Here is a 26292-nt window from a genome sequence, read left to right as displayed (position 1 = left end):
GATGATTAATGTTACAGTCTGGAATGAAAATCAGCATGAAAAAACCAATGAAAAGGTAAGGGAGGTTTATCCTGACGGAATCCACGAGGCGATCGCTTCCTTCTTGAAGGGTGCGGATTATGAAGTTAGAACCGCTACTCTTGATGAAGAGGAGCACGGCTTAACGGAGGAAGTATTGGCAAACACGGATGTGCTTCTATGGTGGGGGCATAAGGCACATGAGACGGTCCAGGACGAGGTTGTAGAGCGCGTGCAGCAAAGGGTATTGGACGGCATGGGGCTGATTGTTCTTCATTCCGGACATTTCTCAAAGATTTTCAAAAAGCTGATGGGCACTTCCTGTGATCTGAAGTGGCGCGAGGCGGACGAAAAGGAACGGATATGGGTCGTTGATCCAAGCCATCCGATCACGGAAGGTCTGGGAGAATATATCGAGCTTGAGAAAGAAGAAATGTATGGCGAGCACTTCGATATCCCAGCGCCTGATGAACTGGTGTTCATGAGCTGGTTTGAAGGAGGAGAGGTGTTCCGGAGCGGCTGTACGTATCGAAGAGGAAACGGAAAGATTTTCTATTTCCGTCCTGGACATGAAACCTATCCTACCTACCATCACCCGGATGTGCAGCTTGTTATTAAGAATGCAGTAAAATGGGCTGCTCCTGTTGACCGCAAGAGGCCGGTATATGGAAACGCGAAACCACTTGAAACCATTTCTGGAAAATAAGGAGGAAAAACAATGGAGATTTTACGAATTGGAGTCATAGGGTGCGGAAGCATTGCGAGATACCGCCACCTTCCGGAATATGCCGCAAATAAGCATGCGGAAATAACAGCAGTATGCGATATTTCTGCTGAACGAGCAGAGGCGATGGCCGCTCATTATAACGCGAAAGCGTACACGGATTACAATGAGCTTCTGGCAGACGAATCGATTGATGCCGTGTCTGTCTGCACGCCGAACTATCTGCACGCTCCAATCTCCATTGCAGCGCTGAATGCCGGAAAGCATGTACTTTGTGAAAAACCGATGGCAACCTCCGATGAAGAAGCAGAGGCCATGATTCAGGCTGCCAGGAACAATAATAGAAAGTTGATGATCGGACATAACCAAAGATTTGTCCCGTCCCATAGGAAAGCAAGGGAGCTCATTGAAACCGGAGCTGTCGGCAAAGTGTACAGCTTCCGAACAGCGTTCGGCCACCCGGGGCCAGAAGCCTGGAGTGCAGATGGAAGCAACAGCTGGTTCTTCAGAAAGGAAGAGGCCTTCATAGGGGCGATGGGAGACTTAGGTGTACACAAATCAGATTTGATCCGCTATTTGTTGGGCGAAGAAATTGTGGAGGTAGCGGCCTTTGTGGAAAACAGCTCCAAGCCAAACAGTACGGTGGATGATAATGCTGCATGCATCCTTAAATCGGAGAGCGGCATCATTGGGACTATGGCCGCCAGCTGGTCGTATGGAAGGGAAGATAATTCGACAATCATTTATGCTGAAAAAGCGGTCATCCGCCTTGAAGACCATCCAGAGTACGGAATGATTGTCCAGTATACAAACGGGGAAGTAGTAAAGTATGAACTGGGAAGAATTCAGTCCAATGATGAAGGCGGCCAGAACAGCTCTCATGTGATCAGCTCATTCCTTCACAGTATTTTGACAGATTCAGAGGTTCCGGTGAGCGGGGAAGAAGGAAGGAAATCACTTGGTGTTATTCTTGCAGCCCTCGAATCGACAAACACGAAACAAATCGTGAGCCTGCATGCCAAAGAACTGATATAAGATAGGGTGATAATATGGATAAATTAAGAATCGGCATCATCGGTGCCGGGGGGATTGCCCAGGGAAGACATATTCCTACTCTATTAAAATTGAGGGAAAGAGTCTCCATCGAAGCCCTCTATGATGTGAATTTTACGACAGCTGCGGATGCGTCGGCCAAATTTAATATCCCTAAGGTGACAGATTCCTATCAGGAGCTGTTCCAGCTTGTGGATGCAGTGGTCATTTGCACGCCGAATAAATTCCATTCAGAAATAGCGGTCGCTGCCCTTGATGCAGGAGTCCATGTTCTTTGCGAAAAGCCGATGGCTATGACATCCAGGGAATGTGAAGAGATGATCGAAGCATCAAAGCGGTCCGGGAAGGTCCTTTCCATCGCCTTTCATTATCGGTTTATGAAGGAAGCGGTCGCAGCCAAAAAAGCGGTGGCTGCCGGAGAGATCGGCAAGCCGCTGGTAGTGCGGGTGCAGGCGCTCAGGCGGAGGAGGGTACCCGGATGGGGAGTATTTACGAACAAAGAGCTGCAGGGCGGCGGAAGCCTTATTGACTATGGCTGCCATCTCCTTGATCTTTCTCTTTGGCTAATGGGAAATCCAGGCCCTTCCGAGGTGATGGGCACAACCTATAATACCTTGAGCAAAATGCCGGGCCAGGTCAATTTATGGGGAGCCTTTGATTATTCCACTTTCAACGTGGATGATCATGTTACAGCCTATATCCGGTTTGAAAACGGGACCTCCTTATTGCTGGAAACCTCCTGGTCCAACAATATCAAAGAAGATGTGATTGAAAATGTCAGTATCTCCGGAGATATGGGCGGACTTGAGGTCTTCCCGTTCAGCCTGAATTATTCCAAGCATGGAATGCTGTTCAACAGTGAGGCCGCATGGCTGCCGGGTGAAGAGGATCCGAGCATCCCTCAGGCACAGAATTTCGTTGAGGCCTGTCTTGGACTGTCTGAACAGATCGTCAAGCCTGAAGAGGCGCTTCAGGTGACTCAGATCATTGAAGCGATTTATAAAAGCAGCGAAGAAGGAAAAAGTGTATCCATACAAGGAAAGGGTGAAATGGCTCTATGAAGCTTGGAGTATTCACAGTATTATTTGCAGAAAAATCCTTTGAAGAGATGCTGGACTATGTAAAGGCGGCAGGATTGGATTCAGTCGAGATCGGAACAGGGAATTATCCAGGAAACAGCCACTGTCCCCTGGATGAACTTCTTGAAAGCCAGGAAAAACGCGAGACCTATAAAAAGGCAATCGAAGACCGGGGCCTAATGATCAGTGCGTTCAGCTGTCATGGGAACCCTCTTTCCCCGGATAAAGAATTTGCAGAAGTGTCCCATGACACCTTCGTTAAAACCCTGAAGCTGGCTGAGCTCCTGGAAGTGCCGGTCGTCAACTGTTTCTCCGGAACAGCAGGAGATCATGAGGGGGCCAAATATCCAAACTGGCCGGTAGCGCCGTGGCCAAATGAATACGGAGACGTACTTACATGGCAATGGGAAGAAAAGCTCGTTCCATATTGGAAGGAATGGGGAAAGTATGCCGAGGAAAGAAACATCAAAATCGGCTTGGAGCTTCATGGCGGCTTCCTAGTCCATACCCCCTACACGCTGCTTAAGCTGAGGGAACTGACGAGCCCTGCCATAGGAGCCAATCTGGATCCGAGCCACTTATGGTGGCAGGGAATCGATCCGGTGGGAGCAATCAAGATTCTCGGAAAAGAAAACGCCATCCACCATTTCCATGCAAAGGATACATACATTGACCAGGACAATGTAAACATGTACGGCCTGACCGATATGCAGCCATACACCAGTATCCAGACCCGTGCCTGGTCCTTCCGATCTGTCGGCTGCGGCCACAGCGTCCAGGAATGGTCCGACATGATGAGCGCACTCAGGACTTACGGCTATGATTACGTGGTCAGCATCGAGCATGAAGATCCTCTTATGTCCATTGAAGAAGGATTCGCCCGGGCCGTCCAGAATCTGAAGACCGTCCTGATAAAAGAACAGCCATCCTCCATGTGGTGGGTGTAAGGTATATGAGACAGCTTTGAGGCTGTCTCTTTTTAATGGGTTTGATCTCCATCTCTCTAAAGGGTTCTAATGGACAAAACTCAGCGGCAGAGCAAAAGATTTGTCCATGGGGAGAGGGTTAAAGGACAAAACTCGGTGAGGGAGCAAGGGCTATGTCCTTGAGGAGGGGTCTAATGGACAAAATGCAGCGGCAGAGCAAAAGATTTGTCCATGAGGAGGGGTTTAAAGGACAAAACTTGGTGAGGGAGCAAGGGCTATGTCCGTGAGGAGGGGTCTAATGGACAAAATGCAGCGGCAGAGCAAAAGATTTGTCCATGAGGAGAGGGTTAAAGGACAAAACTCGGTGAGGGAGCAAGGGCTATGTCCTTGAAAGGATTCTAAAGGTGGTGGATCTGGACTACTTACATAAAGAATCCTCTTTAGCTTTCACAGGCCCCCTCATACTCTTTTAAATAAGCTAGTTTTTAGCTTTTCCATTAAGGGTATGAAAGAACTTATAAGGTTTAATTGTATATTTGTTTTTATTGACGTAAATATTACCAATGACATCAGGATGAAGTTTGGACGAATCATTATACTTTTTTATAAGCAAGGGGAAATGAACATGGAGCTATCAAGAGAGAAGCGGATTGAACTTCACGGATTTAATAACTTGACCAAATCATTGAGCTTTAATATGTACGATATCTGCTATACGAAGACGCGGGAAGAGCGCGAGGCGTATCTGGAATATATTGATGAGCAGTATAATGCCGATCGGCTGACGAAAATATTAACGACAGTTGCAGAGATTATCGGGGCGCATGTCTTGAATATTGCCAAGCAGGATTATGTCCCGCAGGGGGCAAGCGTGACGGTGCTGGTTTCGGAGGGTCCGATTGTGGAGGTGCCGGAAGAATCGTATGATGAATCGCCTGGACCGCTTCCGGATAATGTGGTCGTTGCGCTGGACAAGAGCCATATCACGGTCCATACGTATCCGGAGTTCCATCCTGACGAGGGCATTAGCACATTCAGGGCGGACATCGATGTATCTACCTGCGGGGAAATTTCTCCTTTAAAGGCGCTGAATTATTTAATTCACTCGTTTGATACGGATATCATGACGATTGATTACAGAGTCAGGGGATTCACGAGGGATATTTCAGGACACAAGCTGTTCATCGATCATACCATCGATTCCATACAGAATTATATCCCTGAAAATGTGCAGGAAGCTTATCATATGATCGATGTGAATGTGTACCAGGAGAATATTTTCCATACAAAATGCAAATTGAAGGATTTTGATTTGGATAATTATCTTTTTGGCTATACCAAGGAAAAGTTAAGCACTGAAGAGCAGGAGACCATTACACGGAGACTGACGCGGGAGATGGATGAAATTTTCTACGGAAAGAATATCAAGTTTTCTTTGGAAGATGAAGAATAACTTTTCAATGAAAAGGCAGCCGCAAAAGGAGTCCTGCTCCTTCTAAAGCTGCCTTTTCCTGTCTATTAAAAAACCTTCCACCATTTCTTTTTCTTTTTGGCAGCGGCAACTTCACGGAAGCTTGTCACCATTCCCTGGAATACGTCCTCCCTCTCCTGAATATGATGGGAAAATTGCTCCAGATTTTTATTCATGGCTTCCATGAGGCTCTCCTGGCTGACCTGGATTTCTCTGGACATCCTTACGAAATCCTTCTGAGCTTTATTCATGGACATCGAGGCATTGGTCATAGCCTGTCTATAATCCTTGGAAGCAGATTTTGTAGATTCGGATATCCGTTTGGAAAGCTGTTCGTAAGTGCCTTTTGAACTTCTCGCAATGTTTTCAGAGAGAGCCGCGAACGTATCGGAAGTGACTTTGGCCGAATCCCTTATGGATTGGCTGATTTGCTGGGTTTCCTGCTGTCTTTTTTCATTCGACCGGGAAATCGATTTTGAAAGCCCCTGGACAGTATGGATGGTGCCTGCATGTATGCTGTTCTTCACTTCATCCAGCATTTCCTTATTGTTGGTCTTGATTTCATTTCGTATATCCTGGAGCAGATTCTGCTTATAATTGTCCAGGGCGGCGTAAAGTTCATCCAGATTCGGAACAGCCTGTACAACGGACGTTTCCTCAGCCGGTGCAACGGCGTTATCCGCAGGGATGACTGCGGGTGTTTCGGAAGGGATTTCAGAACCTATTTCAGAGCCTTCATTGAAATGTTTTTCCAGCAGCATCCGGATCATACCCTTGCTTAAATTCTTTTCTCTCATTTCCTTTATTTTTGCCAGGATGGCGATTTCCGTGTCTGTATAAAATCTGGCTCCCTGCCTTGAACGGGGGATTACGAGCAGTCCGTTCAAATCCTTTTCCCACTGCCTGATCGTACCGGTAGGGACACTGATTTTTTTTGATACATCTTTAATGGAATAGGCTTTCATGATCTGGCTTTTATTCATCTATAACACCCTTTCATTTCATTAATTGGGAATTCTATTTCCTATGTCCTCTATATTCTGCATTCACTTTCTGTTTTTCCTGCCTTCCGACAAAAGCTTTGAAAACTAGTTATATCCTTTCAAAAAAGGGGATATATCAGCAAAAAAGCTGTTTTAAATGGCGAAAGAGGCTCCGAAGGATTCGGAAGGCGGTTTTGTTTGAAAAGAACATAGCTGGGTAAGATTTCTAATAGAATCGAAGAGAGAAAGGTGTGTGGAACCCATGTCAGAGATTAAAAAACTTCTTCTGAATGAAATGAATGTGATTATGAATCGGACAGAAATGTTCGCCGGTATGGAGGCATCCTTAAAGAATGTCACTGCAAAAGAGGCTTCCTGGCGTGATCAAGAAGGAGACAACTCCATTTGGGAGATTGTCAATCACCTGATATTCTGGAATTCAAGATATTTAAATCAATTCATTGGACTTCCTGTTCCAGAGGAAGGCTTTACGAACGAGTCTACTTTCATGAAAACAAAAGAATCAGCCGAAATTACGGAAGAAAATTGGGAGAAGACCGTAAATACACTGCGTGAAGTTTCTTCTGAATGGATGCAGGCGATCCTGGACTGCCATGATGAAATGCTGATGACTCCGCCCGAACCGGAACGGACATGGTGGAAAAAAATCTCTTCCATGAATCTGCATACAGCCCACCACATCGGCCAGATTATTTCCATCAGGAAGAAGCAGGGTTCCTGGGAGCCTGTACAATGGGATGAGTGATGAATAAAGGCGCATTCATCGTATGTTCATTTCGCTTCAAATTGAAGACTTTCAATATAAAAAAAGAGGATGAAATCTTAGATTTCATCCTCTTTTTGTCATGCTATTTCAAGCCTGCAGTTTCCGCCACAATCTCATAGGAGCGGAGGCGCGCCTGGTGGTCGTAAACTTGAGCATTGACAATCATTTCGTCCGCACCGGTTATATCAAGGAAGTTCTGAAGCTTTTCCTTTACGATGTCAGCATCTCCAATAATGGATGATCCCAGCTGCTGCTCCAGGGCAGCTTTTTCGTATGCGCTCCATAACTCATCCATATTATCCACTGGAGGCTGAAGGGGGGCCCGGTTGTTTCGGATCAAGTTTAAAAATTGCTGCTGCATGCTCGTTGCAAGGCGTTTGGCTTCTTGTTCTGTATCAGCAGCAAGGACATTGACACCCACCATTGCATAAGGCTTTTCGAGTACCTCGGAAGGTCTGAAGCTGCTTCTGTATAGCTCAAGGGCCGGCAGGGTGTTATCCGGAGAAAAATGACTGGCAAACGCAAATGGAAGCCCAAGCTGTCCGGCGAGCTGGGCACTGAAGCCGCTGGATCCAAGGAGCCAGACAGGTATGTTCAAGCCTTCACCCGGAATGGCATGCACGTGCCGTCCTCCGACTTCTTCAGAGGTTTTGAAGTAGTTCCGAAGCTCTGCCAGCTGTTCAGGGAAATCCTGGCCGTCGCTCCGTCTTTCTCTTCTAAGGGCAAAGGCTGTAAGCTGATCTGTACCAGGCGCTCTGCCTAACCCGAGATCCACACGGCCGGGAAACAAGGATTCAAGAGTTCCGAACTGCTCGGCTATTACAAGCGGAGCATGGTTAGGAAGCATGATTCCCCCGGAGCCCACTCTGATGGACTTTGTACCGGCAGCCACATGGCCAATGACAACGGAAGTAGCGGAGCTCGCGATTCCTGGCATATTATGGTGTTCTGCTAGCCAATAACGGTTATAACCCCATTTTTCTGCATGCTGAGCAAGATCAAGCGTATTGGCGAGTGACTTGGCAGCCGTGCTGCCCTCAGTGATGGGCGCTAAATCCAGCACGGAGAATTTAATATCATGTAATTGTTTAACAGACTGTGACATCGCTTCAACTTCTTTCTGTTATTTTCAGGATATATTCTAACAGCTGGACTCTAAGTCTCAAAATATTATGCCCGGGATGGAGAACAAAACTTCTAATTGATATAATAAAGAAAAAACAGATGTATAGCAGCCGGGGGATGGAGATCTTGATGTTCACTAGAAGCAAATCGGAGAGAATCATACAATTTGTTCAAGAAATTCTTTTAAACGAAAATATCCCGGGAATGAGCATCAGTATTGTGGAAAAAGGGGAATGTGTTTTTTCCAAGGGATTTGGCCAGGCGCGAATGGGGATTGAAAGAACCCCAATGACCTCAGATACCATAATGAGCATTCAGAGTGTCTCAAAGAACTTTATGGCTGTAAGCATCCTGTCTCTTTGTGAAAAGAATCTTATACATTTGGATGATCCGCTGGTTCAATATCTACCATACTTTGAAACAACAGATTCCTGTCTCTCTAAGAAAATAACAGTCCGGCATGTCTTAAGCCATACGGCAGGATTTCCATCAGATTTGGGAGTAGCCAATATGAAGGCCCCGAATATAAGAGACATTTATTCGGATACTGAAACAGAATTCAATGAAGCACTGGAATATTATGGACTGTCTGAGGAAGAGCTTTTGCGGATTCACTCCAGAGAGGATATCACCAGGTGGTTCAAGAAGGTCCAGCTTAAATATCCACCTGGAGAAGGCTGGGCTTATTGTACCGATTCGTATGTGATTCTTTGTGATTTATTTGAAAAAGTCAGCGGGATAACGTGGGAAGAATACTTAAGCTCCTATCTTTTTAAAGAATTAAAAATGGATAGAACGTTGTGGGATCCCATGATTGCTGAGGGAGACAGGGATAGTTCCTGGTATTATATGGACAGCCCGAAGATAAAGACACCCTACCCGATTAATCCACTGGCAGCCCCTATCGGATTCCTATATTCATCTGCCAATGACCTTGGGAAATATCTTCAATTTCATATTTCGGAACTGGGTGGGGGCATATTAAAAAGAAGCAGCATTCTCGAGATGCAGAAACCAGTAATAAAGGTTCCGGCGCATTGGTATCCGGAAGGCTGGGGATATGGACTTGGCTGGTTCACAGGGTCATATAAAAATGAACCTGTAGTCGAGCATGGCGGCGGCCAGATGGGGGTTCGCAGCATGGTATCCATTCTCCCTGCTAGACAGTCTGGAATTGCAGTATTGATGAATACTAATGGAAATGGACATAGGACTGTAAACAGAACCATAATGGATATGCTCCTTGAGTAAACCAAACAAAAAAGAAAGGCGGATTCTATGAAAAAACTACTTCCTCCGGGACAATTTGAAACTACTTCATGGCCCATTCTCCATCAGGGAGATATATATAAATTTGACGAAACAACCTGGTCGTTCAGACTTTTTGGTAATGTCGAAAAGGAAATCACTCTGTCCTACAGAGATTTTATGAATTTGCCGGCTGTCAAATCAGAGATTGACCTTCACTGTGTTACCACTTGGTCCAAGTTTGGCACACAATTTGAAGGAATCCCTTTCCGGGAGCTCATAAAACTTGCCTCTTTGAAAGAGGGCGTGACCCATATCAAGATTTATGGCTATTACAACGGAGACCCATACGGATATTCTGCCAATCTGCCGCTGGAACCGTTAATGGGGGACGATGCGCTGTTCGTTTATAAGTGGAAGGATGACGGGCATGACTGGCAGGAGCTTTCCCCCAAGCATGGCTACCCGCTGAGGTTTATTCCGCCTCCGTCTTTTTATCTTTGGAAGGGGACAAAGTGGGTGACTGGCATCCGGTTTATGAAAAACGATGAGGCAGGCTTTTGGGAAGAGCTTGGATATTCTATGACGGCCAATCCTTATAAAGAAGAAAGATATCGATAGCCTTAAGCAAATGACTTGACTCTGTTAACTGTAAGTTATATGATTACAGTAATCCTTCGAAAGGAGGAAATTCAGATTCATGAACAGTGAGTATACGATAGCTGTCCATAGTTTATTATATCTCGCCTATCTACCGGATCACATGGCAAGCAGCGAGGAGATTGCCAGGAATGTCTGCACCAATCCTGCGCGAATCAGGAAGGTGATGAGCTGTCTCCGAAAGCATGGCATGGTGAATACCAGGGAAGGTGTAGGCGGCGGTTATATCCTGAACGGCTTACCCGCTGAAATCTCGCTCGGCAGGATTTACCATTCTGTTTCTTATGGAACCCTTAAACCTAATTGGTGCTCAGGCGATCCTTTGGAAACCTGCCCGGTTTCATCCCACACCCAAGAGGTGATGGATGAAATTTTGAGTGAAGCGGAAAAGCATTATGAAGAGTATTTAACTACCATATCACTGCAAAATGTTTTGGAAAAAATTAATCGGTGTCTTTGATACTGAATGATTTTTTTCTTTTTATCATAACTGTATAAAAAAAAAATACAGTAAGGGGTGCGGAAAATGAAAGCAGGTTTAAACATAGGGGACTGGGTTCTGGCCAAAACTCGTGAAGGGGAATTGATTCAGGGTTATATCAATGACTTGGATGTATTCCAAAACAAAGCGAGGGTGCAGGTTACGGAAAGTGACAATGCTGACATCAATGGAAAGGGTGTCTGGATCTTGAACTCATCCATCGAAAAGCTGAAAGCCCGCAGTGAAGGAACAGAAGACCAATTGCTTGCCATGATTGATTTGGCCCTATTGACTAAAGATAAAGAGTGGTTTTTAGACTTAACCCAGAAATTGCAGGCTAAGAGGTCAAAAAGTAAAGAAATTTCTTCGCCAATAATCTTAAACAAAAGCACGAAAAAAGAAGAAAACAAATCCATTATGGATTAATACAAAGACCATGTATTTTAGCGTATCCCCTGCCGGTATAAACGGCAGACTAGATATTAAAAGGCAGGGGTAAAATTTCAGCATTGTAAAAAAGTTTATAAAACAGGGAGGAAAACCAATGATTACAATAAACGCATATATGCAGGTCAAGCCTGAGTTAAGAGAAGAATTCCTTGAGATGGCTGAAAAGCTGATTGCGTCTTCAAGAGCCGAAGAAGGAAACAATAAATACGAGCTTTATGTAGATCCTAAAGCCCCAAACTCATTTGTAATGGTTGAAGAATGGAAGGACAATGACGCGGTGGCCGATCATAACAAATCCGAACATTTTACTTCATTCATGAAGGCAGCGCCTGAGTATTTTGAAGTGCCTTTAAAAGCTGACCTTTATGAATCAAAAAAATTATAAGTACATATAGTCTGGAGGGAACATCATGATGGACATAAATGCTATCAAAGAAGTAGTTATAAAAGCACAAAATTTCCGGTTTGCAACCAAGGAATTTGATAAAACGAAAAAAATTTCCGAAGAGGATTTTCAATATATTCTTGAAAATGCCAGACTGTCACCAAGCTCCATCGGCCTCGAACCATGGAAGTTTCTTGTGATCCAGGATGAGGAGCTCCGGTCAAAAATCCGGGAGGTGTCCTGGGGAGCACAGGGGCAGCTGCCGACAGCGAGCCATTTTGTGCTGATTCTGGCAAGAACAAAAGCCACCTATGATGCTGACTTTGTAAAAAAACATATGGAAGAAGTAAAAAAGATGCCGCCTGAGTTTGCGGAATCTTTACTCGGACGATATAAGGATTTCCAGGAGGAATTTGGTCTTTTGGATAACGAAAAAGCATTGTTCGACTGGTCCAGCAAACAGACCTATATCGCACTGGCCAACATGATGACTTCTGCTGCTTTAATAGGGATTGATTCTTGTCCGATTGAGGGCTTTGATCCTGCTGCGGTAAACAAAATCCTGGAAGAAAGAAATCTGCTTGAAAATGGGGAATTTGCGATTTCCGTCATGGCCGCGTTTGGCTACCGGGCTGCAGATCCTTCAAGGCCTAAAACAAGAAGTGAAATGAAAGATATCGTGGAATGGATTTAATTTGGGAGGATTAGAAAAGATGAATGCAAACTATGAACAATTCTTTAAAGAGTTTTCCTTTGAAAATGGAGTGAAGCTGAAGAACCGGATCGTCATGGCTCCTATGACCAACTTCTCTTCAAACACAGACGGCTCAGTGACAGAAGAAGAAGTGAACTATTATGCCCGCCGTTCAGGCGGACCAGGTATGGTCATTACTGCCTGCGCCTATGTGACCCGCAACGGAAAAGGATTCCACGGGGAATTCGGAGCAGATACGGATGAACTTATCCCAAGTCTGAGACAGCTTGCGGCAGGTATCAAAGCACAGGGTGCCAAAGCCATCCTGCAAATTTTTCATGGCGGCAGATCCTGCCCTCCGGAGCTCGTTCCTAATAATGAGACCGTCAGTGCAAGCGCCATTCCTGCAGAAGGAGAAGGGCAGCCGGTACCTCGTGAACTGACAACCAGTGAAGTGGAAACGATCATCAAGGATTTCGGCGAGGCCGCAAGACGCGCTGTGGAAGCAGGATTTGACGGAGTGGAGATCCATGGTGCAAATGGATACTTGATTCAGCAATTCTTCTCCCCTCATTCCAACCGCAGAGAAGACCGCTTTGGCGGAAGCATTGAAAAGCGCATGACGTTCCCGCTTGAAGTCATTAAGGAAGTTAAAAAAGCAGCAGCCGCATCCAAGACACCTTTTATCGTCGGATATCGCTTCTCTCCAGAGGAGCCTGAAACACCGGGGATTACGATGGCGGATACCCTTGTATTAATCGATAAGCTCGCTGAACAGGACCTGGATTATCTTCACATTTCTCTGCTGGATCATACTTCCATCCCAAGAAGGGGAGTGGATGACACAAGATCCCGCCTTGAAATCGTCCAGGAAAGAGTGGGGAACAAAGTCCCTGTTATCGGTGTCGGTTCCATCTATACACCACAGGATGCAGTAGATGCATTTGCAACTGGTGTGCCGCTAATTGCCTTGGCCCGTGAATTAATCATCGAGCCTGACTGGGTCCAGAAGATCCAGGAGGGAAGAGAAGATGAAATTGTCACCAAAATCGACAAAAACCGTCAGCAGGAACTGGTCGTTCCAGATCCGCTTTGGAATGCCATCATCCATACTCCGGGATGGTTTCCTGGAGTATAATAAATCATTTCAACCTCTCTGTTAAGGCAGAGAGGTTTTTTGCTTTTCTGAGTTTTTGAATTTTTTTATAGGAACCAGATTCAAAAGCGGCTGCCGGTGTAGAAGGAACCATCAGCTTTAATTGAGGATTCAAATCATCCGGGTAAGCTGATTAATCTGGGATTGAATGTAGGATGCCGTTTCAAGGCACCTATTTTTTGGCTATTCGAGTCATAATAAGCAATATCAACTTAATCCTTGCAACAACTTAGTTCCAAATCTTCTAAAGTATTAACCATACGAACTGGGGAAATAGAGTTACCTTTTTAAACTCCTTATTACACATGAATAATAGCCGATCATCAAAAATCATTCGAAAAACTTAGTATAAACAAAGCTGAAACAACAAGGTTCCAAATATTCAATAGACTCTGCTAACCTCATAGAACTACAATCCGTATCTAAAAAATTAAAATAGCAAAAAAGCTGCCAGGGTGTGATCATACCCACGAAAAACCAAAATCCTGTTATAAAATATTGCGATTGTGTTCGAAACAGGCGGCCAGGTACGGAGGATCATATGGGTATGTTCGAATATCCGGCGGCCGTGCTCAATATTGAAGAAGTGATGCTCGAATTTAAAAAGAACATGATCTATAATCCAAAATTCGTGTGCGAAACGGTAATCAAGCCGTGCCAGGAGTCGTATGGAATGTCATTTAATTTCTTGCAGCCATGCCGCAGCAGAAAAAATATATCTGAAAAGCCAGGGCCAATACTCTCAGCATAATACCAACCCCAGCTAAAATCCGAAACAACAAGGTTCCAACTATTCAATAACACATTAGATGAATCACCAGTCAATAAGCTTAATCAATCATACTTTTAAATAGTTTGAAATTTAATCCAAATTCCTTCACTTCTAAGAAGAGCTGGGGCCAAAAAAACAACGAGTTAAAATTTTTTGAAACAACCTAGTTCCAAATCTTTAATAACAATCAAACCAAGTCATCAGCCATTAAGCTTAGTGAAATTTATTGCTAAAATCAAGGGGAAATCACAAAAAAAGAGAGGGAAAAATGATATAATTTAAGAAAAGTAATAAATGGAAAGCGGGTGCAATTATGGAAGAAAATCATCAAAGCCGGGGATTCCTCTTGAAGCAGCGTGCCTTTTTGAAGCTTTATTTATTGGACTATATTCAATCCAATAAAAGCTATGGCAGACAATTCGTCGAGGATCTGCGAAAAGAATTTGAACCTTATGCCTATGCTCCAACTCATTCAGAAGTTTATAAATGTCTTCACGATTTATATAGAGAAGGATATTTGAAAAGAGAAAAGAAGCTGCTGGGAGAACAAGGCGGTGATTTCATAGGAAAGAAGGATGCAACTTTCCAAGAAATCATTGTATATCATATGACGGAAGAAGGAAAAGCAAAGCTTGAGACTTATAGAAAGACATTAAAAGTCGAGCTGGAGCGCTGCATAGGCTTGTTAACAAAAGGATTAAATGATCATTTTGGACCGGTGAGAAAAGGGAAAAAGGCAAAATAATAAGTTTTTATAGGAACACATTTATTAAACCTTTGTAACCGATGCTGGTATCGCCAGATGAGTAAAAAGAATGGTCCAAAAAAGGCAGTCAGCTGGCTGTCTTTTTTAGTTTGTTCCGCTGATCATTCTAAAAACTTTTCCTGCCTATTTTTGTCATATCAACTTGACTTGATGTATAGTTTATATTACATTGAGTAAAATAAACTTTACTTTATGTAAAATAAAACATATGAAGGAGGGAAGTCAGCATGACTTATCAAGAGAAGAAAAGCATTGTGTCTGTAATCAGCGTCATTTTGATTTTTGCCGGTTTTGGCTTGTACATGTATCCTCAGCATCCTAAAGGCGGATTGTATTCCGAAGAAATTTTTCACTATTGGGGCACCTATGTTCTTACATTGACAGTGGTTTCCATTATCGCTCACATCATCATCAGCATCATATTTAATATCTTCTATCGAATCACTACCAAAGAGAAGGAGCCATCCTTTCAGGACGAACTGGATAAGATCATTCAGTTGAAGGCTTATCGAAATTCATTTTTTGTGTTCATTCTCGGGTTTCTTCTTGCTATGAGTTTACTGGTTTATCAGCCGTCACAGATTATGTTCATCATCCTGATCTTTTCAGGATTCATGGCAGATGTCACTGGTTCCATAACAAAACTTTATCATTATTGGAAAGGAGTATAAGATGGGAAAAAATCTTGTCGGCAATCATATCCGAAAATTCCGATTCAACCATGATGAAATGACCCAGCAGCAATTAGCTGACAAGGTGGGTGTTACAAGACAAACGATCGTGGCTCTCGAAAAGGGAAATTATTCACCGTCACTCGAACTGGCTTTCCGCATTGCTCGTGCCTTTAACCTTTCATTGGAAGAGGTTTTCTTTTATGGAGAAGAAACAAAATCGTGAGGAAATGTAGTGAATTTTAGAGGAGAGTGGGATAAAAATGAATTCAAATAAAAAAACTGCGAAACTTATTGGGATTTTTTTTATACTGGCGGCCGTGTTTGCGGTCATTCCTGCTTTTAATTTATATAATCCAGTCCTTGTTAACGCTGATTATCTGACTCAAGGTTCCGAACATGCCAGTCAGGTAATGCTGGGAGCATTGTTTGAGCTGCTGGTTGTCGTTTCTGCGATAGGCACGGCGACCACAATGTTTCCTATTCTTAAGAAATATAACGAAACAATCGCACTCTGGCACGTCTGCTTCCGGTTTCTGGAAGCGGTTCTCATATTGATTGGTGTGCTCAGTGTCCTGTCTCTACTTACTCTCAGCCGTGAATTCACTTCAGCAGCAGCCCCAGCAATCACTTCCTATCAAACCTCAGGAACCCTATTGAAAGCAGTCCATGACTGGACATTTTTGCTTGGCCCTAACTTCATGCTAGGCATAAACACCATGATGTACAGCTATATTTTTTATAGATCCAGACTGATTCCCAGATTCATTCCAATCCTCGGGATGACAGGAGCCGTACTTATCTTTCTCTGTGCCATATTAGTCATGTTTGATGTCATTGAACAAGTTTCAGTCTGGGGCGGGATTTTGGCAGTACCGGTAGCAGCAAATGAAATGATATTAGCCATTTGGCTGATTATCAAAGGATTTAATGAACCAGCTCTTACATCCTTACTTGGTAAAAAGAAATCAACGGATTAATAAAACTAAATAAAAATCTCTTCCAAAACTATTTCCACTGAACATTTCGATAAAAATATTATGTAAACTCCTTCTTGGGAACTTTAATCCTATATAATAGGAAGAAATGCGGTTATTAACTTAAAATATAAAGCTTTAGCGCAGAAATTTGTATAAACATGAAAAAGGGGAGGGGAGTCCTACTAGGGGGACTGTCAGGAAAATACGGTTTCAACGCTAAGTCCATTTTCAAGATGCCTCCCTCTTTTAGCTTATCAACATCTCAAACAATTAGTCCATCCCCGAAGCTGCCCTTTTGATGATAACGTTAAGCTCTGTCGTTTATCATCTGAAAGGATCATTAGCGAAACAGAAAGAGTTTAAGAAAGACCCAATCTAAATTTATAGTTCGAAGCAGTGTCATATTCACCATCTTTAGAGTTGAAGAGATATTAATAACATGATAAACATGAATTAAGTACTTTTTTTCTATACTTCTTTCAACTGTAGATGAATGGGTAAAGGGAAGAAATTATGATTCGTTTCCGACTGATCCGACTCCATTTCATATTGTAATCCAATATAAAGGGAGATCTAATTTAATAGAGTCATATTTATCAAAATTTCATATGTTAGAGTAAAAAGAATTGAACATCAGGGGATGAATTTTAGAGGTTGCTTAGTTTTAATTCTTGTTACCTGCAATTGTAAAATGCCTTTATATAAAGACATTTAGTATCCCCGTTTATTTTGGCGGGGATATTAGTTTTGGAGGCTGAATTTAAAGGTGTCTTTCATTTTTTTCATTTAGAAACATTTGTGATAATCAAAGCTTCTTCCCGTCGTCCTTTTGTTTCAACTCTTTATCCATTTTAAACAAACACATTTAGCAGTTCAATGCTGATGGGACCAGCACAACATACAATAGAAAATGAGCAGTTTTAATTATTAAAGACCGGATTCATTTTGACTTCCCTTGGAGATAAAATGAGGTGTATGGATGTGCATGGTTAATAGTGTACAAAAAAGGGGGACTCCTGTTTAGCAGGCAGTTCCCCTTTTCTACAACTAACATACAAATAATTATGCACAAACACGCAAATATGAAAAAATACGATAAAAATGATTAAATGCGCAATCATGAATAAAAAAATGAAACTATGCAAATTCACGCAAACGATGGAAAGGTGCTTGTTTTTGCATGAACAAGCTTCAATTGAGCTGTTTTTCAAGCTCGTCCAGGGTGGTTCTGAATGCGGAAAGAGCCTGATTAATAGGGGCTGATGTAGACATGTCTACACCTGCGTCTTTTAAAATAGAGATAGGATCCTTTGAACCTCCCGCATTCAGCAGATGTGTCTTAATTCGCTCTACTGCAGGCTTCCCTTCTTTTAGGATCTGACTGCTAAGGGCTGTAGAAGCCGCAAAGCTGGTCGCATATTGATAGACATAGAAATTATAGTTGTAAAAATGAGGGATCCTCGTCCATTCAAGGGCATTTTCCTGGTCAGCTGCAAGGCTTGGGCCATAGTATTTTTGATTAAGATTCTGATACAGCCGGTTAAGAGCTGCGGCATTCAGCGTTTTGCCGCTTTCCTCCATTTCATGGATCTCTTTTTCAAATTCAGCGAATTGGGTTTGACGGAAAAGGGTGGTGCGGAAATGCTCGAGCCGCTGGGTTAGCAGGTTTATTCGTTCTTTTTTGATTTTTGCGTGTTTGTACTGCATTTCCCATAATAAGTTTTCGTTCAGGGTTGATGCAACTTCGGCAGTAAAAGTCGCATATCCGGCATTGATATAGTCTTGAGACTTTTTTGAGTAATACGAGTGCATGGCATGGCCTAATTCGTGTGCGATGGTGGAGACGTCATCCATCGTGCCCTGATAATTCAGCAGAACAAAAGGGTGTGTATCATAGGATCCCCACTGATAGGCGCCCGAACGTTTATCAGCTGTGGAATAAACATCAATCCATCCCTTTGAAAAAGCGGTTTTAAGGAGTTTCTGATAATCGCTTCCCATAGGTTTCAATCCTTTTATAACAAGGCTTTCTGCTTCTTTATAGGGAATATACTCAGTATCGGCTTTTATTACGGGCGCGTTCATATCATACATATGAAGCCTGTCCACTTTAAGAAGCTTTTTTTTCAAGGCTATGTACCGGTGGAGGTCGGGAAGTCCCTTGCTGACAGTTTTGACTAACTGACTGTAGACTTCAGACGGAATATCATTTTGGTCAAGGGCTGCTTCCACAGCAGATGGATACTTCCGGATAGCAGCACTGATATTATGGGATTTAACCTGGGCTTGCAGGGTTTCTGCAAAGGTGTCCTGGAAGCTGCCTAAAGTCTCGTAATACTTTTTAAAGGCAGCTTTTCTAAAGCTGCGGTCGCTGCTTTCCATAATAGAAGGAAAATTACTTCTGCTTAAAGTGGTCTTTATCCCTTTGCTGTTTTTAATCGGGCCGAAAGCAATGTCTTTTTCAAGGGTCCCGTACAATGCATTCGCTGTACCGCCAAGAGGGGAGACCTTTGCCAAGAGCTCTTCGCTTTCTTTTGGCAGACTATGTGCCCTTGTCCTGACGATATCACTCAGGAAATAGGAATAGGTTTTCAGCTGCGGATGATGAATCCAGGTGCTAATCCGGTTTTGGGGCTGCTCCAGTATTTCGGGAACGAACCAGGCTGTGTTTTCAGAAATCGTATCTGACATTTTATCCGCCTTGTTTGACAGCACCTGCAGTTTTGGATTCGCTGCATTGACATCCCGGGAGAGACTGGCATAAACACTCACTTTGTCGGAGATCCGTGCCAGTTCCGAATAATCATCAAGGGCGCCCTTCAGTAATTCAGGAGAGCTGCCAAGCTTGCCTTGATATTTTTTCTTGAACAAAGCGGATAGAGAGGATGCTTTTTGTCGATCCTTCTCCCAGTCTTTAATGCTTGAATAAATATTTTCCGTTTTCCATTTGTACTGAGCGGGGATTTCGCTCCTGGAATGATAAGAAGGAAGGAGGTTTTCTGCTGTGACTGAATCCATTGGTGTAAAGGCGGAGAGCGCCATGATTGCTGCCGTTAAGGATAAAAGATGATTTTTTCTCATGAAAATGCCTCCTGATTCCAAAATTGGTTTCTATTATCCTTTGTAGAAAAACAGCTTTTTATTTTGTTCGAATTGAGAATGTTTCCTGCTCAATAAGGGAAAATAACAGGAAGCAAACAGGAGGGGGCAGAGAAGTGGAAAGAATTCAAACGGGAGAAACTTTTACGATCGAGTCGCAAAATGGGCCTGAGCAGGAAGTAGAGGTTTTGGGATCCCTGAATATTGAGGGAACCGAATATGTGGCTGTGAGTTTTTCAGAGGATGTCAAAAACAAGCAGGAAGAAGATCTTGATGTTTTCTTCATGAAGGTTGATTCTGACGGAGATCTGACAGCGATTGAGTCGGATGAGGAATTCACCAAGGTATCGTATGCGTTTGATGAGGTTATGGAAGAATGATCGATTAAGCCTTCAAGACAACAAAAGTCTTGGGGGTTTTTATTTTTGTCCAAAAAAGGAGGCGGGCTGTCTCTATCGAATATATAGTCTTGGATAAAAAATGAAAGGGTGTGCCGGTATGAAAATGATTATAGGACAGCCGGTCCATGAGGAGCAGACGGTCCAGCTTGAGGCTGCCTTAAAGATGAGCCGGGAGGCAGAGCTGATTCTATTTCCTGAAGGTTATGTTAAGGAGTGGCAGCTCATGGATGTATGTCATTTGGCAGAGGAGTACAGCATGTATATTGTGGCGGGATATAAGGATAGCAGCCTGAAGGATAGGGCCTTTATCGCAGACCCTTCCGGCAGATTGATCCTTGATAGAAATAAGACGCCAGAACATTCGGGGTTATATCAGCCTTCAAAGGTTGAATCAAATGGCAATAAGCTTGGCTTTATTCTATGCCGGGAGGTTTTTCAGGGGCTGGAAGGCCTGGGAGAGGAGGCTGTGGATTTTATCTTTAATCCGATCGGTGTCGGAATGTTTAGTGAGCACCAGTTTGAGGATTGGACATCTGAAGCCCGGAATATTGCGAGAAGCCAGAGAGCGTTTGTTATCGGTGCAAGCCATGCGGATGGTTCTTATCGTAACTGCGGCTTCTCCATCCCGATTGCTTATTGTTTTGATCCAGAAGGAAATCCAATTTTTATACATAAAAGTGATGAACGAATCATTCTGCTGGACACGGAGAGAAAAACTGCCGACATCCTGGGGTTTCTTCAGCAAAAAATATAAAACAGGAGTGCGATATATGTCCAAGCGGCAAAATTCTTTGAATTAGCCGTAAAAACTACCATATGGAACATATAGTCAGAATTTTGTAAAAATAAAGAGGAATTTGGCTGTTTTTCAGCATTGAATCTTTTAAATAGATTCTTTAAAATTAGCCTTAACAATAATTTAACAATCCATTTACATTCAGGATTTGATTATTGAAAAAGACAGGCAGCAAGGTCGACAGGTTTTGAAGGCATGAAGTCAAGGGATTTTGCGGCAGGGTTTTCCTGTCAGGATGGTTATCTTGTGAATAATTTTAAAGGAGGCTTCTGCAATGGCAAAAAAAGGCGGCCGCAGACGTAGAGAAATCGAAACATTCCTTCAAAAAGAGTTTAAAAAGGTAAATCATGAAGCAAAACGACAGCCATCACGTTCACTTTTCCCCCCTGTAGATGAAGGTGAAGTATTTTCGCCCGCTGCCCTGAGAAATGAAGCATAAAGGTATTTGAACATTCAAAATGTACGGTAGAGCTGCCATTGGCAGCTCTATTTTAATTTTCTTTAGATCCGCAGGTATTTTAATTAGGAAAGATTCTGGATTTCTTGGTAAGCTTGAGATAACGTAGAAAGTATGAACAAAAGAATACAGGAGGGTGCTGGATGGGGCAAGGTTTGCTTGGAAAAAGAATCGCCACAGGCGGTTCAAGAAAAACCGAAGAGATGAAGGAAATTATTAAGAAACAGGGTGGAATTCCCTTATTGCGCCCGCTGCAGGGAACCGTTTATCCGGCAGAGAAGGAGCTTGAACAGGAAATCCGCCAATTTGTCCTGGATCGTCCCGACTGGGTGATTGTTACGACGGGAATCGGTCTCGAGGCACTGGTTTCTGCCGCTGAAAAGCTGGGCATAAAAAAAGAGCTGCTTCAGACATTGGAAGCTGCACAAATTGCATGCAGAGGGTACAAGGCAAGGGCGGCCTTAAAGAAACTGGGATTTTTTCCGGCGGCGGTAGATGATGATGGCACTACAAACGGTCTGATCCGCTCGATGGAGGGGAATGATCTTGCAGGAAAAAAAGTGTGGGTTCAGCTGCACGGGGAAACAGCTCCTGCTCTTACAGACTATCTCGTAAATCAGGGGGCAGAGGTTTCTTATCTTCTTCCTTACAGGCATATTCCGCCGCAGCAGGAAATCCTGGAGAAGACATACCGGGAAATCCTTTCAGGTGAATTGGACGCCATTTGCTTTACCACGGCCGTACAGGTCCGCTCGCTGTTTCAATATGCCAGGAAGCAGGGAGAGTTCGGGTTGTTCATTTTCAGGTTGTCAGAGGAAACGGTATGTGCGGCGGTTGGAAGGGTAACAGCTGAAGCACTGAAGGATGAAGGAGTCGGGCGGATCATCGTTCCGGGGAATGAAAGAATGGGAGCCATGATTGTCGAATTGGCCCAATATTTCGAACGAACTCTTCATACATAAAGGAATGAACGAAAAGGGGGAACAACATGCGCATTTTAGTGTTAGGGGCCGGAGGAGTCGGCGGTTATTTCGGAGGAAGGCTGGCCGAGCAGGGGAAACAGGTAGATTTCCTGGTACGCAGAGGCAGAAAGCAGCAATTGGAACGGTCGGGCCTGTCTGTTAAAAGCCTGCATGGTGATTTTGTGATTACTCCAAGCCTTATTACGGCTGACAGCAGGGTGAAACCATATGATCTCATTTTATTTTCTACCAAATCCTATCATTTGGCAGCGGCAATCAGGGATCTCAAACCATTTGTGGGCAGACAAACCTTGATTGTTCCTCTTCTTAATGGAATGAGCCATATGGACATTTTGAAGCGGGAATATGGTGAGGAAAAGGTGCTTGGCGGCCTGTGCTTTATCGAGTCTACACTGAATGAAAGTGGGGAGGTGGTCCAGACCAGCCCTGTAAACCGGGTAGTGTTTGGAGCCCTTCATCCAGAACAGGAGGAACGCTGCCGGCAGCTGCAGGAATACCTGAATGATGAAAAAAATCGATTTATTCTCTCTGATCATGTTGAACAGGAAATGTGGCATAAATATTTATTTATCACGGTGCTTGCCGGACTCACCACTCTTATGCGGGCACCCGTCGGCGCAATCAGAGAAAGCGGCTTTGGGTCTTCTCTTTTCCAGCAATTATTGAGTGAAACTGCTGAGATTGTGAAAGCGGTGAATGCCCCCATCAGCGAGGACATCGTGGAGACGACCGTTAACAGCATTCATGCGCTCCCATATGGAATGAAGTCGTCCATGCAGCGGGATATGGAAAAGAATCAAGAAATTGAAGCCAGGCATATTCATGGCTATCTGCTGACGATGGCGGAGTCGAACGGGATAGAAGCGCCTTTACTCAGAATCATTTATGAAAATCTGCTGGTGTATGAACGGCTGAATGCCCGGAGTTAATACGGGTTAGGCTGGGCTCTTGGCAGGGGAAGCAGGTACAGATGAAAACTTTTTTCTGTTCCTTTTGCTCCTGTTATGGTTTTCATCATGCAAAAGCCCCGTTTTTTTAGAAAATAAAGATAGGAGCTGGGAATGTGACAGAAAGCCTGAACAGAAAGAAGACCGCCATTATTACCGGAGCAAACAGCGGCATAGGATTCGAGGCGGCGAAGATCTTGGCTGACAAAGGATACAAAGTAGTCCTGGCAGTCCGAAATATGGAAAAAGGAAGAAATGCAGCTTCTGAGATCCAGCGTCTAATCCCAGCGGCCGAGCTTGATGTGCGAAAGCTGGATCTGGCCGACCTGGAGAGCGTTCATCAATTTGCAGATCATTTAGTAGATGACTATTCCAGCCTTGGCATCCTGATCAATAATGCAGGCGTCATGGTCCCGCCTTACCAAAAAACCAGGGATGGGTTTGAACTTCAGTTCGGAAGCAATCATTTGGGGCATTTTGCTTTGACTGGCTTACTGCTTCCTCTGTTAAAGGCTTCAGGATCTTCCCGTGTGGTCACCTTAAGCAGTCTGGCGCATAAAGGGGCTGTGATTGATTTTACTAACCTGGATGGAAGCTCCGGTTATAAACCGATGAAATTTTATGGACAGAGCAAGCTTTCGAATCTGTTATTTTCTAAAGAGCTGGATCAGCGGTTCAAAGAGCATCAGCTGGCTGTTAAAAGCATCGCCTGCCATCCCGGCATTTCGGCCACCAATTTATTTAAAATCGGGGGCCGTGACGCACCGGGCATCCTGAAAAAGATGTCCTCCCTTTTTCTTCAGCCTGCCGAGATGGGTGCGCTGCCGACGGTTTTTGCCGCATTAAATGAAGATCTTCAAGGCGGTGAATATATTGGGCCGGATGGAAAAGGGGCCCGAAAAGGCTATCCGGCCATCGAAATACCTGCACAAGGAGTCTATAACCAGGAGATCATGAGCCGCTTATGGGATGTATCCGAACAATTGACTCATGTGACATATGATTTCTCTTCATAACCCCTTTAGGACTTCGATTTTCTGAAGTCTCTTTTTGTACAAAGATTACATAAAAAGTCTCCCATCTTGGTAGCTGGGAGACTAAACCTTTTACTGAGATAATCCTTCGTCTGTAACCTCTGGATTTATTTCGTTTGTACTGCCTTTTTTACTGGCCGCCGAATTTTTTTCTAGTTCATCCAGCTGCTTTTTTACAGTCTTTGAATGGATCATATTGCCTTTACTTTCATTTTTCACTTTGCTGACCTCCATATTTATAACATCCTACTCCATTTAAGATGGGGCATTTTTTTTACTTTATGCAGAATTTCACCTTATTCTGCATCCTGTGTATAAAAGGCTGGATCTGGAGGAAGTTAAGGATATAGATTTTAAGGGAGGTATGAGTATGACCCGCCTTACTACAAAGGAGCTTTCGTTTATCGAGGACGAGATCCGTGCAGAAACGATAACCGCAAAGACGATCAACTGGTGTGCATCTCTTTGTGATGACCCGGAAATGCGTACAAGATTGGAGCGGATCGCCGAATCCCATCAATTACGCATTGCTGAAATTTCTCAATATTTTAACCGGGGAAGAGTCCAGTAAAAATAGGAGGTTCCGATATGCCGAATAATATGGAGGGCCGCGGGTTAACCAACCGTGAAATGCTTCAGCTGTGCCTCGAGCTGGAAAAGGGGAGGAGCCGCAGCCTGGGAAACACAATCTTAGAAACAAGCCATCCAGAATTACAGGATATTTATGCAAAGTGCTTTGATAATGCGATCGCCAATCATAAAGCCATTTTTACGATGATGGATGTGGAGGGCTGGTATGAAACAGAACCAGCTTCCCTTGAACAAGTGGAAAGAGTGCAGGAGTTCATGCGGAATAATCTTCATCCAGACGAACAGTATTAAGGATTCATTCGTTCTTTACAGCCAGGGCCGTGTACCCTGGCTGTTTTTATGCGGGCAACGAGGAACGGCCGTTTATCTGAAAAACCTTTTGGAAAGGATGAGTAGGGACTAATCATACTAAGGAGCTGTTGAACATGACAGAGAAGATTAAGCATAGAACGGAAATGATTGTATATCATATACAAACTAATGAAAGCATCCATCTTTCCGAGAAGACTGTTTATGATGTCACGAGCAATATTCATGCTGCGGTAGAGGAGCTTGAGGAACAGATTAAGAAATATCAGGAGGAGAATCATGCCCTGAGGTGGAACGAGCTGAAGATTGAATTGGGAAAGCGTAAATTCTGGAAGGATCCGGATCATGCAGGGGTATATGAAGAGCTGCTGGCACTTATGGAAAGGCTGGACCGCAGGGAAAGCATCCGAACAGTCCATTGATAAAGGAGGAAAAAGGGATGACCTGGCTTATTTTTGCTATCCTGTCTGCCGTATCGGCAGCGTTTGTCTCAATCTTTGGGAAGATGGGGCTGCAAAATGTCGACTCCAACACAGCTACTGCTGTCCGGTCGATCATCATGACGCTTTTTTTAGTGGCTGTTGTAGCTTTTGAAGGCAGCCTTAGTAAAATTCCACACATCATTGCAGAAAAGAAGACCTTTCTCTTTATCATTTTAAGCGGTATTGCAGGGGCAACATCCTGGCTATTCTATTTTTTGGCCTTAAAAACGGGTAAAGTGTCACAGGTAGCTCCGATAGATAAATTGAGCGTGGTGCTGGCGACAATTGCAGCGATCGCTTTCTTTGGTGAGAAATTAAGCCTGTTGAATGGAATCGGCGTCGGGCTGATTACTGTGGGTGTGATTTTGACAGCTTTGCATTAAAAAATTGTTCATCATTATTATAAGGAGCTCTGCAAAAAAACTTCTGGCTTGAACAGGAACCTTTGCCGGACCGAAGGCTATAGTGCAGCGAGATGTACTTCTGGGACGTTCGTTTTATCTTTCATGCGGGTGATAATAGGTGAATAGAGTAAGAGAGGGTGTAATGCGCAGAAGGCCTTCAAATTCGGCATAGCAGGCTGTGTGCTGAAGCTCTGGACATTGTCTGGAATGTTTGATGAAGATGTGCCGTATGAAGCTATATAATGGACACTACGCTGAATTGTCCATGAGAAGGGTTCTAATGGACACTATGCTGAACGGATGACGAAGATAGGTCAATGAGAAGGGTTCTAATGGACACTATGCTGAACGGATGACGAA

At 43.8% G+C, this 26292-nt stretch carries 32 protein-coding genes; 28 read left to right on the top strand and 4 right to left on the bottom strand.

The features are described from left to right. The first annotated feature begins 1 nt into the window (after position 1). The 5 genes from H539_RS0113585 to speD all read left to right on the top strand — a co-directional run bounded on the left by H539_RS0113585 (position 2) and on the right by speD (position 5253). Positions 2–724 (top strand): ThuA domain-containing protein, encoded by a 723-nt coding sequence (locus H539_RS0113585; protein ID WP_026693971.1) that lies wholly within the window; start codon positions 2–4, stop codon positions 722–724. Positions 725–736: 12 nt separating this feature from the next. After that, a complete protein-coding gene (locus H539_RS0113580) occupies positions 737–1777 on the top strand; it encodes a Gfo/Idh/MocA family protein (protein ID WP_026693970.1) in 1041 nt (346 codons plus the stop codon). A 14-nt stretch (positions 1778–1791) separates the two neighbouring features. Next, positions 1792–2856 carry a Gfo/Idh/MocA family protein gene (locus H539_RS0113575; RefSeq protein WP_026693969.1) on the top strand — a complete coding sequence of 355 codons (1065 nt, stop codon included), beginning with the start codon at positions 1792–1794 and terminating at the stop codon, positions 2854–2856. Next, positions 2853–3821 (top strand): sugar phosphate isomerase/epimerase family protein, encoded by a 969-nt coding sequence (locus tag H539_RS0113570; RefSeq protein WP_026693968.1) that lies wholly within the window; start codon positions 2853–2855, stop codon positions 3819–3821. Before H539_RS0113575 ends, H539_RS0113570 begins: the two co-directional genes overlap by 4 nt. Before the next feature lie 604 nt (positions 3822–4425). Then, on the top strand, positions 4426–5253 hold the full coding sequence (gene speD / locus H539_RS0113555) for an adenosylmethionine decarboxylase (protein ID WP_026693967.1): 828 nt from the start codon (positions 4426–4428) through the stop codon (positions 5251–5253). 65 nt (positions 5254–5318) lie between these two features. Here the strand turns inward: speD and H539_RS0113550 are convergent, their stop codons facing one another. Then, a complete protein-coding gene (locus H539_RS0113550) occupies positions 5319–6254 on the bottom strand; it encodes a MerR family transcriptional regulator (RefSeq protein ID WP_026693966.1) in 936 nt (311 codons plus the stop codon). A 262-nt stretch (positions 6255–6516) separates the two neighbouring features. Between H539_RS0113550 and H539_RS0113545 the strand changes: the two genes are divergently transcribed. After that, positions 6517–7020, top strand: coding sequence for a DinB family protein (locus H539_RS0113545; protein ID WP_026693965.1), 504 nt, complete (start codon positions 6517–6519; stop codon positions 7018–7020). Between the two features lie 103 nt (positions 7021–7123). On the opposite strand, the gene H539_RS0113540 is transcribed toward H539_RS0113545, so the two are convergent. Then, positions 7124–8146, bottom strand: a complete 1023-nt coding sequence (locus H539_RS0113540) for an LLM class flavin-dependent oxidoreductase (RefSeq protein WP_026693964.1) — start codon at positions 8144–8146, stop codon at positions 7124–7126. 149 nt (positions 8147–8295) lie between these two features. Between H539_RS0113540 and H539_RS0113535 the strand changes: the two genes are divergently transcribed. From H539_RS0113535 to H539_RS0113480, 12 genes are all read left to right on the top strand, one after another. Next, positions 8296–9417, top strand: a complete 1122-nt coding sequence (locus H539_RS0113535) for a serine hydrolase domain-containing protein (protein WP_035322659.1) — start codon at positions 8296–8298, stop codon at positions 9415–9417. Positions 9418–9444: 27 nt separating this feature from the next. Beyond that, entirely contained in the window at positions 9445–10035 is a 591-nt protein-coding gene (locus tag H539_RS0113530) for a molybdopterin-dependent oxidoreductase (RefSeq protein WP_026693962.1), read from the top strand. A 79-nt stretch (positions 10036–10114) separates the two neighbouring features. After that, entirely contained in the window at positions 10115–10534 is a 420-nt protein-coding gene (locus tag H539_RS0113525; protein ID WP_026693961.1) for an RrF2 family transcriptional regulator, read from the top strand. A 66-nt stretch (positions 10535–10600) separates the two neighbouring features. Then, a complete protein-coding gene (locus H539_RS0113520; protein WP_035322658.1) occupies positions 10601–10981 on the top strand; it encodes an IDEAL domain-containing protein in 381 nt (126 codons plus the stop codon). A 118-nt stretch (positions 10982–11099) separates the two neighbouring features. After that, the gene (locus tag H539_RS0113515) at positions 11100–11390 is read left to right on the top strand and encodes a putative quinol monooxygenase (RefSeq protein WP_026693959.1); all 291 of its coding nucleotides are present in this window, start codon (positions 11100–11102) and stop codon (positions 11388–11390) included. A gap of 34 nt (positions 11391–11424) precedes the next feature. Further along, a complete protein-coding gene (locus H539_RS0113510) occupies positions 11425–12084 on the top strand; it encodes an NAD(P)H-dependent oxidoreductase (protein WP_026693958.1) in 660 nt (219 codons plus the stop codon). Between the two features lie 19 nt (positions 12085–12103). Beyond that, positions 12104–13222: an NADH-dependent flavin oxidoreductase gene (locus H539_RS0113505; RefSeq protein ID WP_026693957.1), complete on the top strand. Its 1119-nt coding sequence runs from the start codon at positions 12104–12106 to the stop codon at positions 13220–13222. 559 nt (positions 13223–13781) lie between these two features. After that, positions 13782–13991 (top strand): hypothetical protein, encoded by a 210-nt coding sequence (locus H539_RS0113500; RefSeq protein ID WP_026693956.1) that lies wholly within the window; start codon positions 13782–13784, stop codon positions 13989–13991. Positions 13992–14325: 334 nt separating this feature from the next. After that, a complete protein-coding gene (locus H539_RS0113495; protein WP_026693955.1) occupies positions 14326–14757 on the top strand; it encodes a helix-turn-helix domain-containing protein in 432 nt (143 codons plus the stop codon). Between the two features lie 248 nt (positions 14758–15005). Next, entirely contained in the window at positions 15006–15449 is a 444-nt protein-coding gene (locus H539_RS0113490) for a hypothetical protein (protein WP_026693954.1), read from the top strand. 1 nt (position 15450) lies between these two features. Continuing rightward, on the top strand, positions 15451–15675 hold the full coding sequence (locus H539_RS0113485; protein WP_026693953.1) for a helix-turn-helix transcriptional regulator: 225 nt from the start codon (positions 15451–15453) through the stop codon (positions 15673–15675). Positions 15676–15712: 37 nt separating this feature from the next. Beyond that, positions 15713–16429 (top strand): DUF4386 domain-containing protein, encoded by a 717-nt coding sequence (locus tag H539_RS0113480; RefSeq protein WP_026693952.1) that lies wholly within the window; start codon positions 15713–15715, stop codon positions 16427–16429. A gap of 1191 nt (positions 16430–17620) precedes the next feature. Here the strand turns inward: H539_RS0113480 and pepF are convergent. Then, a complete protein-coding gene (gene pepF / locus H539_RS0113475; protein WP_026693951.1) occupies positions 17621–19510 on the bottom strand; it encodes an oligoendopeptidase F in 1890 nt (629 codons plus the stop codon). A gap of 134 nt (positions 19511–19644) precedes the next feature. Between pepF and H539_RS0113470 the strand changes: the two genes are divergently transcribed. The 6 genes from H539_RS0113470 to H539_RS0113440 all read left to right on the top strand — a co-directional run bounded on the left by H539_RS0113470 (position 19645) and on the right by H539_RS0113440 (position 24128). Beyond that, entirely contained in the window at positions 19645–19908 is a 264-nt protein-coding gene (locus tag H539_RS0113470) for a DUF1292 domain-containing protein (protein ID WP_026693950.1), read from the top strand. Between the two features lie 118 nt (positions 19909–20026). Then, complete coding sequence (locus H539_RS0113465; RefSeq protein WP_026693949.1) at positions 20027–20683, top strand: carbon-nitrogen hydrolase family protein; 657 nt, start codon at positions 20027–20029, stop codon at positions 20681–20683. A gap of 316 nt (positions 20684–20999) precedes the next feature. Then, positions 21000–21164 (top strand): hypothetical protein, encoded by a 165-nt coding sequence (locus tag H539_RS31530; protein ID WP_155890044.1) that lies wholly within the window; start codon positions 21000–21002, stop codon positions 21162–21164. Between the two features lie 161 nt (positions 21165–21325). Further along, positions 21326–22144: a uroporphyrinogen-III synthase gene (locus H539_RS0113455; protein ID WP_026693948.1), complete on the top strand. Its 819-nt coding sequence runs from the start codon at positions 21326–21328 to the stop codon at positions 22142–22144. 26 nt (positions 22145–22170) lie between these two features. Next, on the top strand, positions 22171–23094 hold the full coding sequence (locus H539_RS0113450; protein ID WP_026693947.1) for a ketopantoate reductase family protein: 924 nt from the start codon (positions 22171–22173) through the stop codon (positions 23092–23094). 134 nt (positions 23095–23228) lie between these two features. Beyond that, positions 23229–24128 (top strand): oxidoreductase, encoded by a 900-nt coding sequence (locus tag H539_RS0113440; RefSeq protein WP_026693946.1) that lies wholly within the window; start codon positions 23229–23231, stop codon positions 24126–24128. A 90-nt stretch (positions 24129–24218) separates the two neighbouring features. Here H539_RS0113440 and H539_RS31525 read toward each other — a convergent pair whose 3' ends face one another. After that, the gene (locus H539_RS31525) at positions 24219–24380 is read right to left on the bottom strand and encodes a hypothetical protein (RefSeq protein WP_155890042.1); all 162 of its coding nucleotides are present in this window, start codon (positions 24378–24380) and stop codon (positions 24219–24221) included. Between the two features lie 136 nt (positions 24381–24516). Here H539_RS31525 and H539_RS0113430 point away from each other — a divergent pair, with 136 nt between their 5' ends. From H539_RS0113430 to H539_RS0113415, 4 genes are all read left to right on the top strand, one after another. After that, positions 24517–24717 carry a hypothetical protein gene (locus H539_RS0113430; RefSeq protein ID WP_026693945.1) on the top strand — a complete coding sequence of 67 codons (201 nt, stop codon included), beginning with the start codon at positions 24517–24519 and terminating at the stop codon, positions 24715–24717. Positions 24718–24734: 17 nt separating this feature from the next. Next, positions 24735–25028 (top strand): spore coat protein, encoded by a 294-nt coding sequence (locus tag H539_RS0113425; protein ID WP_026693944.1) that lies wholly within the window; start codon positions 24735–24737, stop codon positions 25026–25028. 134 nt (positions 25029–25162) lie between these two features. Beyond that, a complete protein-coding gene (locus H539_RS0113420) occupies positions 25163–25468 on the top strand; it encodes a hypothetical protein (RefSeq protein ID WP_026693943.1) in 306 nt (101 codons plus the stop codon). 17 nt (positions 25469–25485) lie between these two features. After that, positions 25486–25911, top strand: a complete 426-nt coding sequence (locus H539_RS0113415; protein ID WP_035322657.1) for an EamA family transporter — start codon at positions 25486–25488, stop codon at positions 25909–25911. Positions 25912–26292: the final 381 nt, after the last annotated feature.

Origin of the sequence: Peribacillus kribbensis DSM 17871, from assembly GCF_000430765.1 — a bacterium.
GTDB lineage: Bacteria > Bacillota > Bacilli > Bacillales > DSM-1321 > Paraperibacillus > Paraperibacillus kribbensis.
The sequence above is the reverse complement of the archived record's forward strand: the minus strand, read 5'-3'. Positions and strand labels throughout refer to the sequence as shown.

What these genes read in the sequence shown, in the direction of transcription:
- H539_RS31530 (WP_155890044.1), top strand. Translation starts at nt 21,000, where the DNA reads ATGGCAAAAAAAGGCGGCCGCAGACGTAGAGAAATCGAAACATTCCTT.
- H539_RS0113520 (WP_035322658.1), top strand. Translation starts at nt 10,601, where the DNA reads ATGAAAGCAGGTTTAAACATAGGGGACTGGGTTCTGGCCAAAACTCGT.
- H539_RS0113425 (WP_026693944.1), top strand. Translation starts at nt 24,735, where the DNA reads ATGCCGAATAATATGGAGGGCCGCGGGTTAACCAACCGTGAAATGCTT.
- H539_RS0113585 (WP_026693971.1), top strand. Translation starts at nt 2, where the DNA reads ATGATTAATGTTACAGTCTGGAATGAAAATCAGCATGAAAAAACCAAT.
- H539_RS0113550 (WP_026693966.1), bottom strand. Translation starts at nt 6,254, where the DNA reads ATGAATAAAAGCCAGATCATGAAAGCCTATTCCATTAAAGATGTATCA.
- H539_RS0113500 (WP_026693956.1), top strand. Translation starts at nt 13,782, where the DNA reads ATGGGTATGTTCGAATATCCGGCGGCCGTGCTCAATATTGAAGAAGTG.
- H539_RS0113420 (WP_026693943.1), top strand. Translation starts at nt 25,163, where the DNA reads ATGACAGAGAAGATTAAGCATAGAACGGAAATGATTGTATATCATATA.
- H539_RS0113575 (WP_026693969.1), top strand. Translation starts at nt 1,792, where the DNA reads ATGGATAAATTAAGAATCGGCATCATCGGTGCCGGGGGGATTGCCCAG.
- H539_RS0113580 (WP_026693970.1), top strand. Translation starts at nt 737, where the DNA reads ATGGAGATTTTACGAATTGGAGTCATAGGGTGCGGAAGCATTGCGAGA.
- H539_RS0113525 (WP_026693961.1), top strand. Translation starts at nt 10,115, where the DNA reads ATGAACAGTGAGTATACGATAGCTGTCCATAGTTTATTATATCTCGCC.
- H539_RS0113485 (WP_026693953.1), top strand. Translation starts at nt 15,451, where the DNA reads ATGGGAAAAAATCTTGTCGGCAATCATATCCGAAAATTCCGATTCAAC.
- H539_RS0113545 (WP_026693965.1), top strand. Translation starts at nt 6,517, where the DNA reads ATGTCAGAGATTAAAAAACTTCTTCTGAATGAAATGAATGTGATTATG.
- H539_RS0113465 (WP_026693949.1), top strand. Translation starts at nt 20,027, where the DNA reads ATGAAAATGATTATAGGACAGCCGGTCCATGAGGAGCAGACGGTCCAG.
- H539_RS0113455 (WP_026693948.1), top strand. Translation starts at nt 21,326, where the DNA reads ATGGGGCAAGGTTTGCTTGGAAAAAGAATCGCCACAGGCGGTTCAAGA.
- H539_RS0113490 (WP_026693954.1), top strand. Translation starts at nt 15,006, where the DNA reads ATGACTTATCAAGAGAAGAAAAGCATTGTGTCTGTAATCAGCGTCATT.
- speD (WP_026693967.1), top strand. Translation starts at nt 4,426, where the DNA reads ATGGAGCTATCAAGAGAGAAGCGGATTGAACTTCACGGATTTAATAAC.
- H539_RS0113540 (WP_026693964.1), bottom strand. Translation starts at nt 8,146, where the DNA reads ATGTCACAGTCTGTTAAACAATTACATGATATTAAATTCTCCGTGCTG.
- H539_RS0113505 (WP_026693957.1), top strand. Translation starts at nt 12,104, where the DNA reads ATGAATGCAAACTATGAACAATTCTTTAAAGAGTTTTCCTTTGAAAAT.
- H539_RS0113430 (WP_026693945.1), top strand. Translation starts at nt 24,517, where the DNA reads ATGACCCGCCTTACTACAAAGGAGCTTTCGTTTATCGAGGACGAGATC.
- H539_RS0113415 (WP_035322657.1), top strand. Translation starts at nt 25,486, where the DNA reads ATGACCTGGCTTATTTTTGCTATCCTGTCTGCCGTATCGGCAGCGTTT.
- H539_RS0113530 (WP_026693962.1), top strand. Translation starts at nt 9,445, where the DNA reads ATGAAAAAACTACTTCCTCCGGGACAATTTGAAACTACTTCATGGCCC.
- H539_RS31525 (WP_155890042.1), bottom strand. Translation starts at nt 24,380, where the DNA reads ATGGAGGTCAGCAAAGTGAAAAATGAAAGTAAAGGCAATATGATCCAT.
- H539_RS0113515 (WP_026693959.1), top strand. Translation starts at nt 11,100, where the DNA reads ATGATTACAATAAACGCATATATGCAGGTCAAGCCTGAGTTAAGAGAA.
- pepF (WP_026693951.1), bottom strand. Translation starts at nt 19,510, where the DNA reads ATGAGAAAAAATCATCTTTTATCCTTAACGGCAGCAATCATGGCGCTC.
- H539_RS0113480 (WP_026693952.1), top strand. Translation starts at nt 15,713, where the DNA reads ATGAATTCAAATAAAAAAACTGCGAAACTTATTGGGATTTTTTTTATA.
- H539_RS0113495 (WP_026693955.1), top strand. Translation starts at nt 14,326, where the DNA reads ATGGAAGAAAATCATCAAAGCCGGGGATTCCTCTTGAAGCAGCGTGCC.
- H539_RS0113570 (WP_026693968.1), top strand. Translation starts at nt 2,853, where the DNA reads ATGAAGCTTGGAGTATTCACAGTATTATTTGCAGAAAAATCCTTTGAA.
- H539_RS0113450 (WP_026693947.1), top strand. Translation starts at nt 22,171, where the DNA reads ATGCGCATTTTAGTGTTAGGGGCCGGAGGAGTCGGCGGTTATTTCGGA.
- H539_RS0113535 (WP_035322659.1), top strand. Translation starts at nt 8,296, where the DNA reads ATGTTCACTAGAAGCAAATCGGAGAGAATCATACAATTTGTTCAAGAA.